This window comes from Streptomyces sp. NPDC096324, assembly GCF_044763015.1.
Classification (GTDB): domain Bacteria; phylum Actinomycetota; class Actinomycetes; order Streptomycetales; family Streptomycetaceae; genus Streptomyces.
On the sequence record NZ_JBIWFK010000029.1, the window covers coordinates 24991 to 40327 of the forward strand.

Consider the following 15337-nt stretch of genomic DNA (forward strand, 5'->3'; position numbering starts at 1 on the left):
CCGCCGAGGACGGGCACACCCCGGGCGACCGGGCACGACACGGGACGACCGACCGTCCCGTACCCCTTATTCATACAGAAATCCTTTTCGTCCGCACGTATGGAACTCCCCGGCGGGGTCGCGTGGGCAGCCGCCCGGGAGGCGAACCCGATCACGCCGGCGTCCGGGGCGGCTCCTTGTCCCGCCCGCGCGAGACCTCGCCACCGGCCCCCTGTTCGGCGCCTCCTCGTCTCCTCCGCCCGCGTCTCCTCCGCCTCGCCTCCGCGTCTACTCCGCGAGTTCCTCGAGAAGGCGTGCCGTGGGGAGCCCGGCCCGCAGGTACTCCACGAACAGTTCGTTGTGCAGCGCCCAGGGCGAGCGCCGGGCCCGGATCAGCCGTATCGCGTCGTCGGCGCCGTGCCCCGCGAGGATGAGCGCGTGCGCGATGACCAGGCCCGAGCGGTTGTACCCCTGAAGGCAGCGGACGAGCACCCGGCGCCCGTCCTCCAACGCGTCGTCCGCGGCCCGCGCGAGCCGCATGACCCCGGTGAGCTGCGTACCGTCCAGCGGCCCGTCCGGTATCGGCCACACGTGATGCTCGACCCCCGGATCGGGCCCGTGCCCCGGCTGCCGCAACAGCGTCAGAACCAGGTCGAACTCATCGTGTACGACGGCTGATTGCCGTTGTCCCGAACGCCCCACGAACTCGTGACCGCCCATCCACAGGCCGGGCACGATCTCACTCCACGGGCTGTCCGGGGCCGGAACATCCGGATATCTTCTGCGAGTTCGCAACAGCGCCTCCCACCCAACCGCCCCAACTCCTGCCAAAGGTAACCGGGTTCTTGCCCCTGGAGCACCCCGCCTGTTCCCATGGTCATGGGGTGATGGCTCATGAACGGACTGCGCGTCGTACCGGCCCGGCGGCACGGACAGGAGCGCCTGTACGTGTGCCTGACCGACGGCAGAAGCGTCGCCTGGTACGACCGTGACACGGCCAGGGTCAATCTGCTCAGCGAGGACCGGCGCGAGGACGTGCTCGACGTACTGCGTCCGTTCCTGACCGGCCCGGTGACCGTCGGACCACCGCCCGTCCCGACCTCGGCCGAGCTGGCCCGGCTGGCGCTCCACCCCGACGACGACCTCGCGCCCAACCGGCCCGGCGAGGCCCTGGTGATCGACCTCGACCGGGACCCCGGCCCGGCGCACTGGCTGCGCCCCGACCCGCGCCGCCGCGCGCTCGCCGCCGAGCAGGCCGTCGGCACGGCGCTCGACCGGCTGGAGGGAGGCGGCCGGTACACCCTGCACTCGATTCCGCTCCCGGGCGGCGACCGCATCCACCACCTGCTGATCGGTCCCGCCGGCCTCTTCTGCCTGCACGTCCTGCCCGCCCACAAGCAGCGCGTCCTGGTCGCCGACCCGACGGTCACCGTCGGCCGCCACGCGGCAAGCCCGCTGCTCCGCCGCGTTCGCGCGGACGCCGGCCGCGCGTCACATGCCCTGACCGCGGAGGTCCACGCCGTCCTCGCCGTGGTCGGCCCCGCCCGCCTGGACGTCCCGGCGCCTTCGCGCGAGGTCCGCGTCCTGCGGGACACCGACCTCGCGGGCCTCGCCCGGCTCGGCGGTGTGCTGAAACCGGCGGACGTGGAGGCCCTGCACGCGCTCGCCCGCGACCGGCACACGTGGCTCGGCGTGTGAACGCCGACCGGGCCCTGCCGGACCGTGTAGGCCGCGCCGCCCCCGGTACCAGGCGCCCACCCTCATCCCTCCGCACCCTTACCCCTCCGCACCCCTGGTGTTTCGGCGTTCGTGGCGGGGGGTCGGCACGCCCCCTTCACGCTCCTCACGGCAGCGGGCCGGCGCGCTCCGCGTCGAACAGCGGCGCCAGGAGATCACCGAAATCCTGGACGCGGAGCGGGATGTCCGCCGCCCGGAAGGCCAGTCGGTCCGGCGACCCGCAGTCCTCGACCTCCTCCCAGGTCACGGGAGCGGACACCGTCGGCTCCTCCCGGGCCCGTAGCGTGTAGGGGGTGGCCGTCGTCTTGCGGCCGGCGTTCTGGCTCCAGTCGACGAACACCTTTCCCGGCCGCAGGTTCCGGGTCATCCGGTGCACGACCAGCCGGGGCAGCGCCCTCTCCGCCTCCACGGCCAGCTCCTTCGCGTACGCGCTGACGTCGGCGGACGGCGTCGGCGTGACGGAAGCCAGCAGATGCAGCCCCTTCGACCCGGACGACTTCGCGTACGCCTCGATCCCGTCGGCGGCCAGCCGCTCGCGCAGCCACAGCGCGACCTCGCAGCACTCCACCACCGTGGCCGGGGCCCCCGGATCGAGGTCGAAGACGATCCGGTCGGCGATCCCGGGCGTGGGGATGGTCCACTGCGGCGTGTGGAACTCCGTCACGAGGTTCGCCGCCCACATGAGGGAGGCCAGGTTCTGGACGAGGACCATGCGCGCGGGTCCCTCCGTGCGCGGAACCTCGGCGGTGGTGACCCAGGCGGGCGTACCGGGCGGCACGTTCTTGGTGAAGAAGACCTGTCCGTCCGGCCCGTCGGGATAGCGCAGGAAGGAGACCGGCCGGTCCAGCAGATGGGGGAGCAGTACGTCCGCGATCGTGGCGTAGTAGTGCAGCATCTCGCCCTTGGTGAATCCGGTGGCCGGATGGAGGACCTTGTCCAGATTGGTGAGTGCGAGCCTCCTGCCCTCCACCTCCGTGATCGGCGTCATACGATGACAATCCCACGAAAACGTCACAGACCCTGCTCAAAGTGATCGGAAGGGTGCTGCACGTGCGATCCATCTGGAACGGCGCCATCTCCTTCGGCCTGGTGAGCATCCCCATCAAGGTCATGAACGCCACGGAGAGCCACGCGATCTCCTTCCGCCAGATCCACCTCGACGACGGCGGCCGCATCCGCTACCGCAAGGTCTGCGAGCTGGAGGACAGCGAGGTCTCGTCCGCGGAGATCGGCAAGGCGTACGAGGACGTGGACGGAACCCTGATCCCGATCACGGACGAGGACCTGGCCTCGTTGCCCGTCCCGACCACCCGGACCATCGAGATCGTGGCCTTCGTCCCGGCGGAGCGCATCGACCCGCTCCAGATGGACACGGCGTACTACCTGGCGGCGAACGGCGTCCCGGCCGCCAAGCCGTACATCCTGTTGCGCGAGGCCCTCAAGCGCAGCCAGAAGGTCGCCGTGGCGAAGTTCGCGCTGCGGGGGCGGGAGCGGCTCGGCATGCTGAGGGTCGTCGACGACGTGATCGCCATGCACGGTCTGCTCTGGCCGGACGAGATCCGGGCCACCGACGAGGTCGCCCCCGACACCGCCGTCACGGTCCGCGACAAGGAACTCGACCTGGCCGACGCCCTGATGGACACCCTCGGCGAGGTCGACCTCGACGACCTGCACGACGACTACCGCCAGGCCGTGGAGGAACTCGTCACCGCCAAGGCCGAGGGACACGAGGCACCCACCGCTCCCGCCGGGGACGAGGACGGCGGCAAGGTGCTGGACCTGATGGCGGCCCTGGAGAAGAGCGTGCGCGCGGCCAAGCGGTCGCGCGAGGACACCACCGGAACCGGCGAGGACGCCGAGGTCACCGAGCTGCCGTCCCGCGGCTCGGCCCGTACGGCACCCAAGGAGGTCGGGGGAAAGAAGTCGACGTCGAGGGCGAAGAAGACGGCGGAGAAGAAGACGCCGGCGAGGAAGTCGACGACGAAGTCGACCACGGCGGCAAAGGATCAGACCCCCCGGACGACGGCCAAGAAGCCGGCTGCGAAGACAGCTACGAAGTCGACCACGAAGTCAGCCACGAAGAAGGCGCCGGCGAAGAAGGCGACACCACGCAAGCGAACGTCGGCGTGAGAAGGACAGGCCTCGGAAAGGCATCCGAAGGCCTTGGAACCAATGGGCGCCGGACGCCGCCGCTACCACCCCGGCAGATGCACGAGAACGCCGGTCACGAGAAGCAGCGAGGCGATCTGAGCGATCCCCCACGAGAGGCGGTAGCTGAGCGTCCGGTGATTACGGACCTCCAGCAGCCGGGGGAAGATCTCCTGGGGGTGTTCCAGGTCGTACGTGTCGGTCCAGTGCACGGAGACGACCATCAGGCTCAGGGCCCCGGACAGGCCACTCGCGACAAGGGCGGCGACCAGGAGCGCCGTGGAACCGGCGCCCCCGGGAAGAATGGTCAGGACGACGGTGGCGGCCGACACGAGGAATCCGTCGTAGCCCAGCAGCACCTGAGCCTTGGAGTCCAGCACGCTCAGGCACTCGTAGAGGTAGTCGTGGGCGTACATGTCCTGCGGTTCGGGCTGGAGCCTCTTGAGCGCCTCCAGATGGGTCCGGGACTGAGGCCCCTGGAAGATCCCTTGTCGCAACCAGGACCGCATCCCGCCTCAACTCCCCACAACTGGCCGCCATTTCCCCCGGACGAGCATGCCCACCTGACCGCGGGATGCCCGCACACGGCCGCACACGTGCGCCCTCACTACGGCCACGTCGGTAGACCGCACTCCTGCAAGCGGAGGACCCGACGACGGCGGGGGTGGGAAGAGCGGCGCGGAGCACGCCACCAGTCACCCGAGACGGCAGGACCGGGGGCAGGATGGCCTCATGACTAAGCAGCCCGTACGGCAGACCGGCGGCCCCTCCCATGGTTCGGTGCTCTCGTTGTGGTCGAAGGACTCGGTCCTGTCGATCGGCTCGGTAGGTTCGGTCCTGTCCGTGGGCTCCGTGGGGTCGGCCTTGTCGGTGGGCTCGATCGGAAGCGCCCTGTCGATCGGCTCGATCGGCTCCTCCCTGTCTCTGATCTCGGCCGGCTCCTGGCTGAGCACAGGCTCGGTACTCTCAGCCCAGTCGAGCTGGTCGATCCTCTCCTGGCGCTCGTCCCGCGCCTTCCTGACCGCAGGAGCCCTGGGCGCCGCAACAGCAGGCGCACTCCTCCTACCCCACGTGCTCAACAGGGCCCGCCTGACCACGACGTAACGGAACACGCGAGGACACGGTCCGTACTGCCGTTGCAGCCGGCCTTGAGAGCGCCGCACGATGAGTGCGGCGCAAAACTACTCCGAGCACATTCAGGTGTCAGGCAGGTGCCGGAAGGCCGTCGGGAGTGGAGGGGAATGGCAGCGGGAGGCGGGGGCCGGGAGCCGCAGCCCAGCTCGCCGCGAGTACCGACACCCTCCCTCAAAGCAGTGCCGATCCCGAAGCGGAGTTCGCGACCCGTCTCGTGGGGCAGCTCGACGATTCCGCCCGCGAGAACCTCATGCTCACGCCAAGGGTGCCCTCACACACCTGGCCCACCCGCAAGGGGGTCACGCAGGACCAGAACTGCGCCTCGGGCGAGCTCCTGACTCTCACCAGCGTCGCAAATGAGGACAATGCGAGAAACGGCGCTGGGGGCCACCTTCGAGCGGGGCACGGGAATCACCCTGGAGAGCGCCCTCCCGCCGGGACCCGCAACCATCACCCGCTATCCGGTAGCCACTGCGGTACGCATGGCGGTGGTGGCCCAGCACTGACGCTCCAGTAGCCCGGCGCCACAGGCTCCCAATCCCCCCACCGCCCCACACAGCGAAATTCCCGGACCTGGCCGTGCGAGTGCGCCCCACTCGACGAGAGACGACAAGAGCAAGAGACACGAAAGGGAGGCGGGCCCAGCGACCCGCCTCCCGCCCTCTCCTACAGCCCCGCCCGTGGCCGACTCCCCAATACACCAGCAGGCTGGGCGAGTACCGCAACAGAGTGCAAACCTACGCACACGGCTCCGGAGGGCCCTTGGGAACTGGGTAACGCTGCAGGTCACGGCCCTGCAGGTGGTAGATCAGGCGGGGCCAGTCCACGGATAGTCCATGGCTGGCTGCGCACTCCTTTCGATCCCGGCTTGGGCAATGCAGGGCAAAGCCATCTCAGCCTGGCGCGGATGTACACCTTGATTCGCTCGCGACCGCTATCGTCCGCTGCTAAGGTCCCCGCGTACGGCCTCGGTTTCGTGGGTGGCCCGGTCCCCGGGCGCCTTCTCAGGCGGCGGGGATGCGCTCCTCCGGGGCGGCGGCGCGGACTATGTCGCCCGCGGACTCTTGGGGACGAACTCTTGGAAGAGTTTGAGCTCGCATGTGCGCGTTTGGCCATGTCCGACGCTTATTTGGCGAACCTGGCCCAGAACTCGGTTCAAAGGTCGGAAGCGCTCCGTGCCGATGTACGCCGGAGCCCTCGCCAGATGGAAAGCTGGCCCGGAGACCTGTAGCGACGCCCGTGCCGGCCACGCAAGCGCAGGTCACCGGCTTGCGGAGGCTACTGACAAGGAACGCGTGCTGTCGTATCGTTGCCGACATCAGTGCGCTCACCACGGGCGTCCCTCTCTGCGCGCCCCACGCTGCAGCCACCTGGCCAACCCGCCGCCACCGCGCGGCGCAACAGTCGGGCCGGGAACAGGCCGCGGCGAGGGCACATCCCCCCACGCCACGCAAGATCTAGATGCGGACAGTGCTGTGGGCAGGGGCAGGTAGATGAAGCGAGCGTACGACCGGTGGCACGAAGTCCTCTCTGACGAGTTCTTCGGTGCTGACCATGCCCTGCAGAGCACTGTGTTGTATGTCGACGACGAGGTTGAACGGGAACTCGCCCAGCGGTTCGGCATCGAGGAGTCGCTCAGCAGCGCCGTCGCGGACGAGCTCTACTGGTCGGGGTCGGACAAGGCCCTGCTCTGGCGCGTGATGAGCCAGTGCCGGGTATGGGCGGCGAAAGGAAGCACCGGTGCGCCGCCAAGCCTTCCGGTCCTGGCGGCGTCGGTCCTCGCGGCCACCCGGATGGCGACCTCGGACGGTATGCGCCGAACGAATTTCCGCGGACGTTGGTACCAGATGTTCGGCGTCCCGCAGGAGGGACCCGAAGCGAACCGCCTCGACAAGGCCCTGGACGACGTAGCGGCCATGTGGGAGGAACTGGACTCCTGGCTCGAAGATACCGGCGGCCTGTACGGGACGAGCACAGTGAGCACGGACGAGTTCTACTGGCGCGTGGGATACCCGGTCTCACAGGCGCTCGTCCGCAGGTCGGACCGCCAAGCGCTCACACGCTTCTTCGCCACGACCCGGCTGCGGCCCCACAACTCGACCGAGATACCAGGCCGAGAGCTCCTGCGGCGGCTCAACGCGTGGAGTGCGGGGCGTGGCCGGGGCCTGTCTCCCCGACTGATGGAGGAGCTGAAGTTCGCATCTGCGCCCAGTAGCGGCGAGGGCGGCGATCCACTCATCGTCGCCCTTGTGGAGCGGCTGGCCGCCGCCTGGGACGGAACCCTTCACGAGCCGGAGCGTCAGCAGCGGCGCCGGGCGCTGGGCTTGCGCATCGCGGTGACGGACAAGGGCCGCCGTCTGGAGTGGCTTGCGGACGCTGCCGAAGGTGTAGAGGAGACGACTGTCCGGATTCACGACGGCCGGTCCTTCACCCTCCGCACCGACTACGGGGGTGTCTACTCAGGGCTTGAGACCTTGGTGCCTTCAGAGCCCCAGCTCCGCCTCGGTGTCCATCTCGACGGCGACGACCTCGTCATCGAATGGGTGCCTCAGGAGGTCGTACTGCTCCGCATGCACGCGGATCTCGGCGAGTGGGTGAGCACAGAGTATTTCGAACCCGGTGAGCCGCACTGGATACTGGCGTCCTCGTCGTCGGCGGCCCAGGTGCGCGCCATGCTCAGCGGGCTCCGGTCCAAGACGGTGCGGGAGGTTGCCGCCCCTGTCCCCGGGTGGCGGCTCTTCAAGGGCGTGCGAGCTGCCGATACCTCCGCGTTCAAGCAGGCGCTGGACTCCAGCGCTGAGCACAGCCACGTCCTGCACCCCCAGATCAGGCAGCACACGAAGCTGATCGGCGGACTTCGCATCGCCCGCGAGTACCGCACCGGATCCGGCGTCGCGGGCCATTACCTCAGGGGCGGGGAACCCGACCTCTTCCTGCCGGCCTCCGACACTCCCGACCGTACCGTCGAGGTATCCCTCGACGGCCAGACAGAGAACCTGCGCGCTGACCCCCGGGTGCCCTTCCCCCTCAACTGCCTCGCCTTCGAGGAAGGTCAGCACGAGGTAGGCACATCTTCTAGCCGCCAGATCTTCACCGTCTACGACGGGTTCCACGAAGGGCTTCCTGAGGGCACCGGTTCGCTCGGTTACCGGTGCGCAGGCACTTCCGCACACCGCGTCAGCGAGTGCGATGACGAGGACAGCGGAGCCTTCATCCGGGGCGCGGATGCCACGTCTGCTCCCGCCCCGGCCCGAACAGTCGTCGTCAAGCTCGAGGTTGTGGAGTCCTACTTCCTCGACCAGTACGGAACGGTGACGCCGGTACGAAGGCAGGAAGCACCGTCGTGGGTCAGCAAGCGCATCCCCCAGGCGTCCGAAACCCCCGCGATGGAAGCAGAGATCCCTAATGGCGCTGTGTGGTTCGTCTACCGCACTCCACAGCGATGGTGGGTGCGGCCAGCTGATCCCGGTGCTCCGGCTCCTGCCCCGGTACCGACCTGGGAGGACTACCGCTGGGCATACGTCGTACTCAGCGCTGCCGATGCGTGCCGGGCGGCAGGCTGGGCCGAGTACGTGGCTGCTGCGGCAGAAATCAGCAACACGCGCGATCGGGGTGGGAAATGAGCACGGAAATCAGCGCGGGAGACCTGTTGCTGCGCTGGTTCAGCGAAGCGGGGGCGGGGAGTCTCACCGAAGCAAAGCAGAGTCTGTGGTGGCTCGGCGCCAAGGAGTCCGACGAGATCGAGTCCGGCGCACCAGGCCGTTGGCTCCGCGATGCCGTGTCTCTGGCATACCTCGACGTCGACTGGAGCGGGCGCCGCTGGTCCGCTGCGCCACCGGTGCTCACCCCGCTGCCTAAGGCACAGGGCCTTGCCGCCATCACGGGCAGCCGCACGGCCTCCTTCGACCGGCGACTCGACGAGCTGCAGGACGAGGGGCTCGTCCAGCTGTACCGGGCCTCGTCGAACCGGCCGTCTCGGGACATCCAACTTCCCTCTTCATACTTCGTCCGATTCGGGGACGAGAGCGAACTCCGCGATCTGGCGGAGGACCTCGGAGCTGTCTTCGCTCCCACTTTTGCCTACCGGGGTGCGGCCCTGCTGCCAGGCTCGGGCCTGGCGGAGCGCACCTCGGCGCCGGAGTACGGAGCACCGCTGGAGCGCTACGACTTGGAGCAGCGGCGGTACATGCCGACCGTCCGTCCGCAGGGTGACGGCCTGTACCGGCTAAAGCGCAGGGACAGCAAGCGGGTCTGCCAGGTTCTCCGCGACGGGGCCTGGTTCGAGACCACGCACGAGTACGGCATCTACACGGTGCTATCCGAGCAGAACAGCGCCGCCGACGTACTGCGGTGGCGCCCCGAGGCCGACTGCGGTCGCGACGACATGGGGACGCTCTTCGTGGACTGGGGCTATCCGCTGCCGGACCTGCAGCGGAGGGTTGCTGCCATGTGCTCCGGCCTCGCACCCCGCATTCAGGAGTCAGCCCAGAATCTTGCGTACGACAACGTCCCGGGGGACGTGGCCTTGAAGATCGCCGCATCGCTCGGGCAGACGCTCGGAGACCTTCATGCATGACAACGCGACGACAGAACCCGCGGCAGATCACGGACTGGACATAGTCGGCTCCTTTGATCACCTTAAGAATGCGCTCTTCCGCTACTACGACACCCCTTTCGGGCTGGCAGACGATGGACTGGAGGAGGAACGGCGCCGGTTGTTCGACCGTGATGGGGGCGCCTGGCGCCGCCCGCTGATCGAGGTCCGGCCGCAGTACCTCTCTGCAGGAGTGAGCATCGCCGCATCGGTCCGCGAGGCCGCCGCCCACCCCCAGCTCGCCGAGCTCGTCGAGCTGGGCCTCCTCAAGGGTGTTCGCTCCCTCCACGAGCACCAGCACCAGGCGCTCGCCGCCGCGGTCAGGGACCGGCGCGACGTTGTCATCACTGCCGGTACCGGATCAGGTAAGACGGAGGCGTTCCTGCTCCCCATCCTTGCCGACCTGGTGCGGGAGTCCGAGTCGTGGAGTGCGACGTCAGCCCCGGCCAACCGCTGGTGGACCTCGCCCGACGGTGCTTTCCAGCCGCAGAGGGCTGGCGAGCGCGGCCGCCACGCTGCCGTTCGCGCACTCGTGCTGTACCCGATGAACGCGCTCGTCGACGACCAGATGATGCGTCTGCGCAAGGCTCTGGACAGCGACGGCGTGCGCGCGTGGTTTGAGGCCAAGCGCCCTGGACACCGCTTCTACTTCGGCCGCTACACAGGCGCGACACCTGTCCCGGGAGACATCGGTTCTGCTGCCGGCGTCAGGAACCTCCGCAAGGAGTTTGCCGCCACCGAGGCTCGCTCCCGCCAGGCCCAGAGCGGCGACGGCGACGGCAAGTACTTCATCCCCCGGCTCGACGGTGCGGAGATGCGCTCCCGCTGGGACATGATCCAGGCACCCCCGGACATCATGATCACCAACTACAGCATGCTGAACGTCATGCTGATGCGGTCCCGGGAAGCGTCCGTCTTCGAGAAGACGCGCCAGTGGCTGCACCAGGTCCCCGACGCCCGTTTCACACTGGTGGTCGACGAACTCCACACGTATCGCGGCACAGCCGGTACGGAGATCGCGTATCTGCTGAGGAACCTCCGCCACCGCCTGGGCCTCACCGACCGTCCTGACAAGTTCCGGGTCATCGCAGCGTCTGCCTCCCTCGAAGCACCCCGGGACCTCGACTTCCTCCAGGAGTTCTTCGGGATCGAACGCGACCGGTTCGAAGTGCTCGGCGGCCGTCTGGACCTGCCTGCGACCACGGACTCCGACTTGTCGGATCATGCTGCCGAGTTCGCGCGTCTCGGCTCTGAGCCCGGAGCGGCCGAGGCTGACGACCTCTTGGCCCGTACCGATGCCGGCGACGCCCTCACCAACGCACTTCGGGACGGCGACCGGCTGACCGCCGACTTCGACGACGCAGTCGCCGCCAGGATGTTCCCGGCGGCGGCGAAGGAGCAGCAAGCAGACGCTCTGGCAGGCATTTTGGCCGCGCTCCGCCGCAGCAGGCTGCCCAAGCTGCCGACTCTGCGGGGCCACCTCTTTTTCAGAAACATCCCCGGAGTCTGGGCATGCTCGGATCCTGAGTGCCCGCAGATCCCCAGACGAGAACCCGCTGACGGAGAGCCCGCCCACGGAGAGGACAGCGCCCGGACCGTCGGAAGGCTGTTCTCGCGGCCGACCTCGCGATGCGACTGCGGAGCCCGGGTCCTCGAACTGCTCTACTGCCAGAACTGCGGCGATGTGCTGCTGGGCGGGTACGCCCCGGAATCCGCCTTCAAGCAGCGCAGGGGGAAGGGATTCGAAGCCGGTCTCCTTGCCGACCTGCCTGACCTCGACTCGCTACCCGACGGGGGCTCCCTCGGCCCCAGCGCGGCTAACTACGTCGTCTACTGGCCGAGGAAGAAGCACCCTGCCGCGGACAAGCTGGACTGGGAGACGAGTTCCGACAAGGGGGCGATGAGCGCCGGATTCGAGTTCAAGCGGAGTGCGTACGACCCCCGCACTGGCATGCTGCGCAACCACAGGAACCACACCGGTTGGTCCTTCCACACCAGCGTTCCAGAGCCGAAACGCGGACGCCCCCGCCTCCGGCTCGAAGACCTTCCGGCCGCTCCGTCCCAGTGCCCTGGCTGCGGCGACAACTGGGAGGTCCGGCGTATCGGGCACGACAACCTCAGCTTGAGCGACCCCCGTCGCCTCCGGACTCCAGTCCGGTCGATGCGCACCGGTTTCGAGAAGGTCAACCAGGTACTTACCACCGCCGTCCTCGCCCAACTGCCCACGCGTCAGGCCGTCGTCTTCTCCGACAGCCGCCAGGACGCCGCGAAGCTCGCAGCCGGCCTCGGCTTGCGCCATTACCAGGACCTCTTGCGTCTGCTGCTTGCGGAGGAAGTCGCGAACCAAGGAGATCCCGCAACCGACCTGGCAGTGATCCAGGGCTTCTACCAGAGTGCCTCGCGGACCCAGGAGGAGCTAGCGGCAGCTCAGGCCGCCCGTGCGCGGATCCGGCCCAGGGACCCCGCCGCATACGACCAATGGGAGAAGCTCCAGAAGCCGCCCTCTGCCGGGAGTCTCGACGACCTCGCCGATGATCCAGAACCCGACACGGAGGAGGAGCTCTACGCGCGTCTGAGCAGGGTTCCGAGTCTGGACAGCCACGCCGCCACCGTTGCCGAGAAGCTAGTCCACCTCGGAGTGAACCCGGGGGGACCGAACGCCTCGCTGCAGACGGCTCGCTATGAGAAGGGCACTGAGACACGGCGGTGGTCGTCGTTGTACCGATGGCCCGATGATCCCGAAGGGAAGGTCCGCGACGAGTCCGGCACGGTTCTCAGCGCGCGGCAGCGTGATCTCCGCGACGAGATACGGGAGTCCCTCAGCCGGGAGCTCCTCATGGGACTGTTCGGCAGTGCGGGCAGGGATTTCGAATCACTCGGTCTCGGCTGGCTCTCGCTGGCGTCAGACAGGTCGGTCCTCACCAGCGACCGGGCTTCGGAGATCGCACTCGTACGGGGAAGCCTGCGTGTCCTCGGCCACCTGCGCCGATTCGCAGGCCTCCGTACTGCCGCGGACACTCCGCCTCGTCGCCTCCGCGACTACTGGCAGAGGATTGCAGCGGTCACAGGCCAAGACGAGGAGGATGTCCAGCATCGAGCCGAGCGAGCCTGGGGCAAGGCCGTGATCGGGTATGTGATCCAGCCGGAGGAGGTGGCCCTCCGCCACGGTGAAGGCCTCGCGTGGGAGTGCGGCGTATGCCACCGTCGGCACCTGCACCCTGGGACCGGCATCTGTACGAAGTGCGGAGGACCGCTGCCTCCCGAGGCGGAGGACTTCGACCCGCCGGAGGACGACTACTACGCGTGGATGGCGAAGAACGGAATCGGGAAGTTCCGCCTGAACACCGCGGAGCTCACCGGCCAGACCGACCGGATCGAGGCCCAAGGGCGCCAAGCCCGCTTCCAGAGCGTGTTCCTCAGCGATGCGGAACACCCGCGGCCCGACACCCTCGACGTGCTCTCGGTGACCACGACGATGGAAGCCGGCGTGGACATCGGACCGCTCTCCGTCGTGCTGATGGCCAACATGCCGCCCACCCGCTTCAACTACCAGCAGCGGGTCGGTCGGGCAGGCCGCCGCGGGGCGCCCGTAGCCCTTGCGCTCACGGTCTGCCGCGGGCGCAGTCACGACGAGCACTACTTCCAGGACCCCAAGCGCATCGTTGACGCTCCGACCCCGCCTCCGTACCTCTCTACGGATATGAAGGACATCTACCAGCGGGTCCTCGCCTCTGAGGTGCTCCGCCGGGCGTTCGAATCCGCACAGGCGAACTCCGCGGGCGACGCTGAGCTCGACCCGACGCGCAACGTCCACGGCCAGTTCGGACTCGTCCGCGACTGGCATGCTGTCCGCCCCGCAGTCGAAGCGTGGATCGCATCCGAGGCCGCTCAGATCAGCGCGGTGGCCGAGGCGCTCGTGAGCCACACGAAAAGCACCGGGGCTCTTGACGCGGCACTTCGATGGGCGACGGAGCGCCTTGTTGCCGAAGTCACCGCTGTCGCTGAATCATCCCGCGGGCACCACGATCTCAGCCAGCGCCTGGCCGAGTCCGGCCTCCTCCCGATGTTCGGCTTCCCGACGTCGGTCCGCTACCTCTACACGAGGCGGCCGCGGGAGTCCTACCCGTGGCCCCCGCCAGGTGTCGTCGACCGCTCGCTCGACATCGCGATTTCGCAGTTCGCCCCCGGCGCGGAGACCGTGAAGGACGGAAAGGTCCATACATCGGTCGGTGTGGTCGGATACGTGCCTGGAGGCGGGACCCCGAAGGCTGTGAGTGATCCCCTCGGCGAAGGGCAGCACATCGGTATGTGCCGTGCGTGCGGGCACCTCGACGAGGACGCGAAGGCTGTTTCCGAGCCGGGCGGAGACGAAGAGCGGACTGCGGAGTGTCCTGCCTGCGGAGCATCCGACGGCTCGTACCGGGAGATCAGCCTCCATCAGCCGGCCGGCTTCATGACCGGAGGGAAGGCGCGCGACTTCGACGGCAACTTCGCCTGGAGGGCCAGATCACTCTCCCCGCGTACGGCAGCGGACCTGGAGTCCGGTGCTCCCCGGCGGATTACCCAGGCCGGGATGGTGGTGCATGCCGGAAAGGGCCGCCGCTACGCGGTCAACGACAACGGCGGTCGGCTCTTCCACTTCTCCCCGGCCAAGGCGACCTCCGACTGGTCCGGTGCCTTGGTGGAGGCAGAAGCTGCCGTCTACGCGCCCTGGCTGGCCGGAACCGTTGAAGACGCCAGCAGCACCCCTGGCACAGCGATCGGCGCGGTCCAGCACACCGATCTCTTCCTCCTCGGCCCGGCCTCGGGCGAGAGTCTGGAACACGGCCTCCGCCTCAACCTAGCCTCGGTCGCCCAGGCGACCGGATTCCCGGATGACCGCTCCGGACGCCGTGCCGGCTGGTACTCTCTGGCCGCACTCCTCCGTGTGGCAGCCGGCGATATCCTCCAGGTCCAGCCGAACGAAATCGCCTCCGGTATCCACGGTGCCGGATCCGCCGGCTCCCGGGCGCGGACGTTCGCCTTCCTCTCCGACACCCTCGATAACGGCGCGGGCTACTGCACCCACCTGGCCGAGCCCGAGGTCTTCAACGACCTCGTGGCCGCCGCCAACCGCATGGTCGAGAAGTTCCGTGACGGCAGCCACGGCCGCGACTGCCGGGGCTCCTGCTACGAGTGCCTGCGCGACTACACCAACATGGCCTACCACTCGCTCCTGGACTGGCGGCTCGCCGACGACCTCCTTGCCATCCTCTCCGGGGAGGCCACAGGTACCCGCATCGAGCCGCGCCAGCCCAGTCGGCTGCTGCAGAACTGGGCGGCCGACTTCCCGGAAGGCGATGCCGAGTTCGTACCGGACCTCGGTGGGGCAGGCCCGGCCGTCTTGTTTGAGCAGCGTATGTGGGTAGCCGCCAAGAGTCCCTTCGAGGCAGCTGACGACCAACTTGAATCCCCCCGGATCTCTGCGGTCAGGCGAGCCGCGGCCGCAGACAGCCGAGGCATCCCCGAGGTCGTCTTCGCCGACGACTTCCTCCTCGATAAGGCGCCCGCGAGGATTGTCTCCATGGTGACCGACTTCGAGGGCATCGACGCATAGCGGTACGGGATCAGAACTACGACTGTCTTCAACCCCTCCCTCAGATCCTGATCACTACTGACCTTTTCGGACTGCCTTCGGGTGGTCTGGGGTGAGGGTCAGTCCGGTCTCGGTGAGGCAGCCGTCGATGAGTTCGGGATGATGCTGGA

At 68.4% G+C, this 15337-nt stretch carries 10 protein-coding genes; 7 read left to right on the plus strand and 3 right to left on the minus strand.

Annotated elements, in window-relative coordinates; genetic code table 11:
- Positions 1–267: 267 nt before the first annotated feature.
- Positions 268–774, minus strand: a complete 507-nt coding sequence (locus ACIQ7M_RS40070; RefSeq protein WP_403653857.1) for a protein phosphatase — start codon at positions 772–774, stop codon at positions 268–270.
- 99 nt (positions 775–873) lie between these two features.
- On the opposite strand from ACIQ7M_RS40070, the gene ACIQ7M_RS40075 reads away from it, so the two are divergent.
- Positions 874–1677 carry an NERD domain-containing protein gene (locus ACIQ7M_RS40075; protein ID WP_403653860.1) on the plus strand — a complete coding sequence of 268 codons (804 nt, stop codon included), beginning with the start codon at positions 874–876 and terminating at the stop codon, positions 1675–1677.
- 145 nt (positions 1678–1822) lie between these two features.
- On the opposite strand, the gene ligD is transcribed toward ACIQ7M_RS40075, so the two are convergent.
- Positions 1823–2704, minus strand: a complete 882-nt coding sequence (gene ligD, locus ACIQ7M_RS40080) for a non-homologous end-joining DNA ligase (RefSeq protein ID WP_403653864.1) — start codon at positions 2702–2704, stop codon at positions 1823–1825.
- Positions 2705–2757: 53 nt separating this feature from the next.
- Between ligD and ACIQ7M_RS40085 the strand changes: the two genes are divergently transcribed.
- Entirely contained in the window at positions 2758–3846 is a 1089-nt protein-coding gene (locus ACIQ7M_RS40085) for a Ku protein (protein WP_403653884.1), read from the plus strand.
- Positions 3847–3908: 62 nt separating this feature from the next.
- On the opposite strand, the gene ACIQ7M_RS40090 is transcribed toward ACIQ7M_RS40085, so the two are convergent.
- Positions 3909–4373 carry a hypothetical protein gene (locus ACIQ7M_RS40090; RefSeq protein ID WP_386981652.1) on the minus strand — a complete coding sequence of 155 codons (465 nt, stop codon included), beginning with the start codon at positions 4371–4373 and terminating at the stop codon, positions 3909–3911.
- A 223-nt stretch (positions 4374–4596) separates the two neighbouring features.
- Between ACIQ7M_RS40090 and ACIQ7M_RS40095 the strand changes: the two genes are divergently transcribed.
- The 5 genes from ACIQ7M_RS40095 to ACIQ7M_RS40115 all read left to right on the plus strand — a co-directional run bounded on the left by ACIQ7M_RS40095 (position 4597) and on the right by ACIQ7M_RS40115 (position 15188).
- Positions 4597–4968: a hypothetical protein gene (locus ACIQ7M_RS40095; protein WP_403653869.1), complete on the plus strand. Its 372-nt coding sequence runs from the start codon at positions 4597–4599 to the stop codon at positions 4966–4968.
- A gap of 395 nt (positions 4969–5363) precedes the next feature.
- Positions 5364–5504: a hypothetical protein gene (locus ACIQ7M_RS40100; RefSeq protein ID WP_403653872.1), complete on the plus strand. Its 141-nt coding sequence runs from the start codon at positions 5364–5366 to the stop codon at positions 5502–5504.
- A 987-nt stretch (positions 5505–6491) separates the two neighbouring features.
- Positions 6492–8621, plus strand: a complete 2130-nt coding sequence (locus tag ACIQ7M_RS40105) for a hypothetical protein (protein ID WP_403653875.1) — start codon at positions 6492–6494, stop codon at positions 8619–8621.
- Complete coding sequence (locus tag ACIQ7M_RS40110; protein WP_403653878.1) at positions 8618–9574, plus strand: hypothetical protein; 957 nt, start codon at positions 8618–8620, stop codon at positions 9572–9574. Before ACIQ7M_RS40105 ends, ACIQ7M_RS40110 begins: the two co-directional genes overlap by 4 nt.
- On the plus strand, positions 9567–15188 hold the full coding sequence (locus ACIQ7M_RS40115; RefSeq protein WP_403653881.1) for a DEAD/DEAH box helicase: 5622 nt from the start codon (positions 9567–9569) through the stop codon (positions 15186–15188). The genes ACIQ7M_RS40110 and ACIQ7M_RS40115 overlap by 8 nt, the downstream gene beginning before the upstream one ends.
- Positions 15189–15337 lie beyond the last annotated feature (149 nt).

What these genes read in the sequence shown, in the direction of transcription:
- ACIQ7M_RS40075 (WP_403653860.1), top strand. Translation starts at nt 874, where the DNA reads ATGAACGGACTGCGCGTCGTACCGGCCCGGCGGCACGGACAGGAGCGC.
- ligD (WP_403653864.1), bottom strand. Translation starts at nt 2,704, where the DNA reads ATGACGCCGATCACGGAGGTGGAGGGCAGGAGGCTCGCACTCACCAAT.
- ACIQ7M_RS40090 (WP_386981652.1), bottom strand. Translation starts at nt 4,373, where the DNA reads ATGCGGTCCTGGTTGCGACAAGGGATCTTCCAGGGGCCTCAGTCCCGG.
- ACIQ7M_RS40095 (WP_403653869.1), top strand. Translation starts at nt 4,597, where the DNA reads ATGACTAAGCAGCCCGTACGGCAGACCGGCGGCCCCTCCCATGGTTCG.
- ACIQ7M_RS40100 (WP_403653872.1), top strand. Translation starts at nt 5,364, where the DNA reads ATGCGAGAAACGGCGCTGGGGGCCACCTTCGAGCGGGGCACGGGAATC.
- ACIQ7M_RS40105 (WP_403653875.1), top strand. Translation starts at nt 6,492, where the DNA reads ATGAAGCGAGCGTACGACCGGTGGCACGAAGTCCTCTCTGACGAGTTC.
- ACIQ7M_RS40110 (WP_403653878.1), top strand. Translation starts at nt 8,618, where the DNA reads ATGAGCACGGAAATCAGCGCGGGAGACCTGTTGCTGCGCTGGTTCAGC.
- ACIQ7M_RS40115 (WP_403653881.1), top strand. Translation starts at nt 9,567, where the DNA reads ATGCATGACAACGCGACGACAGAACCCGCGGCAGATCACGGACTGGAC.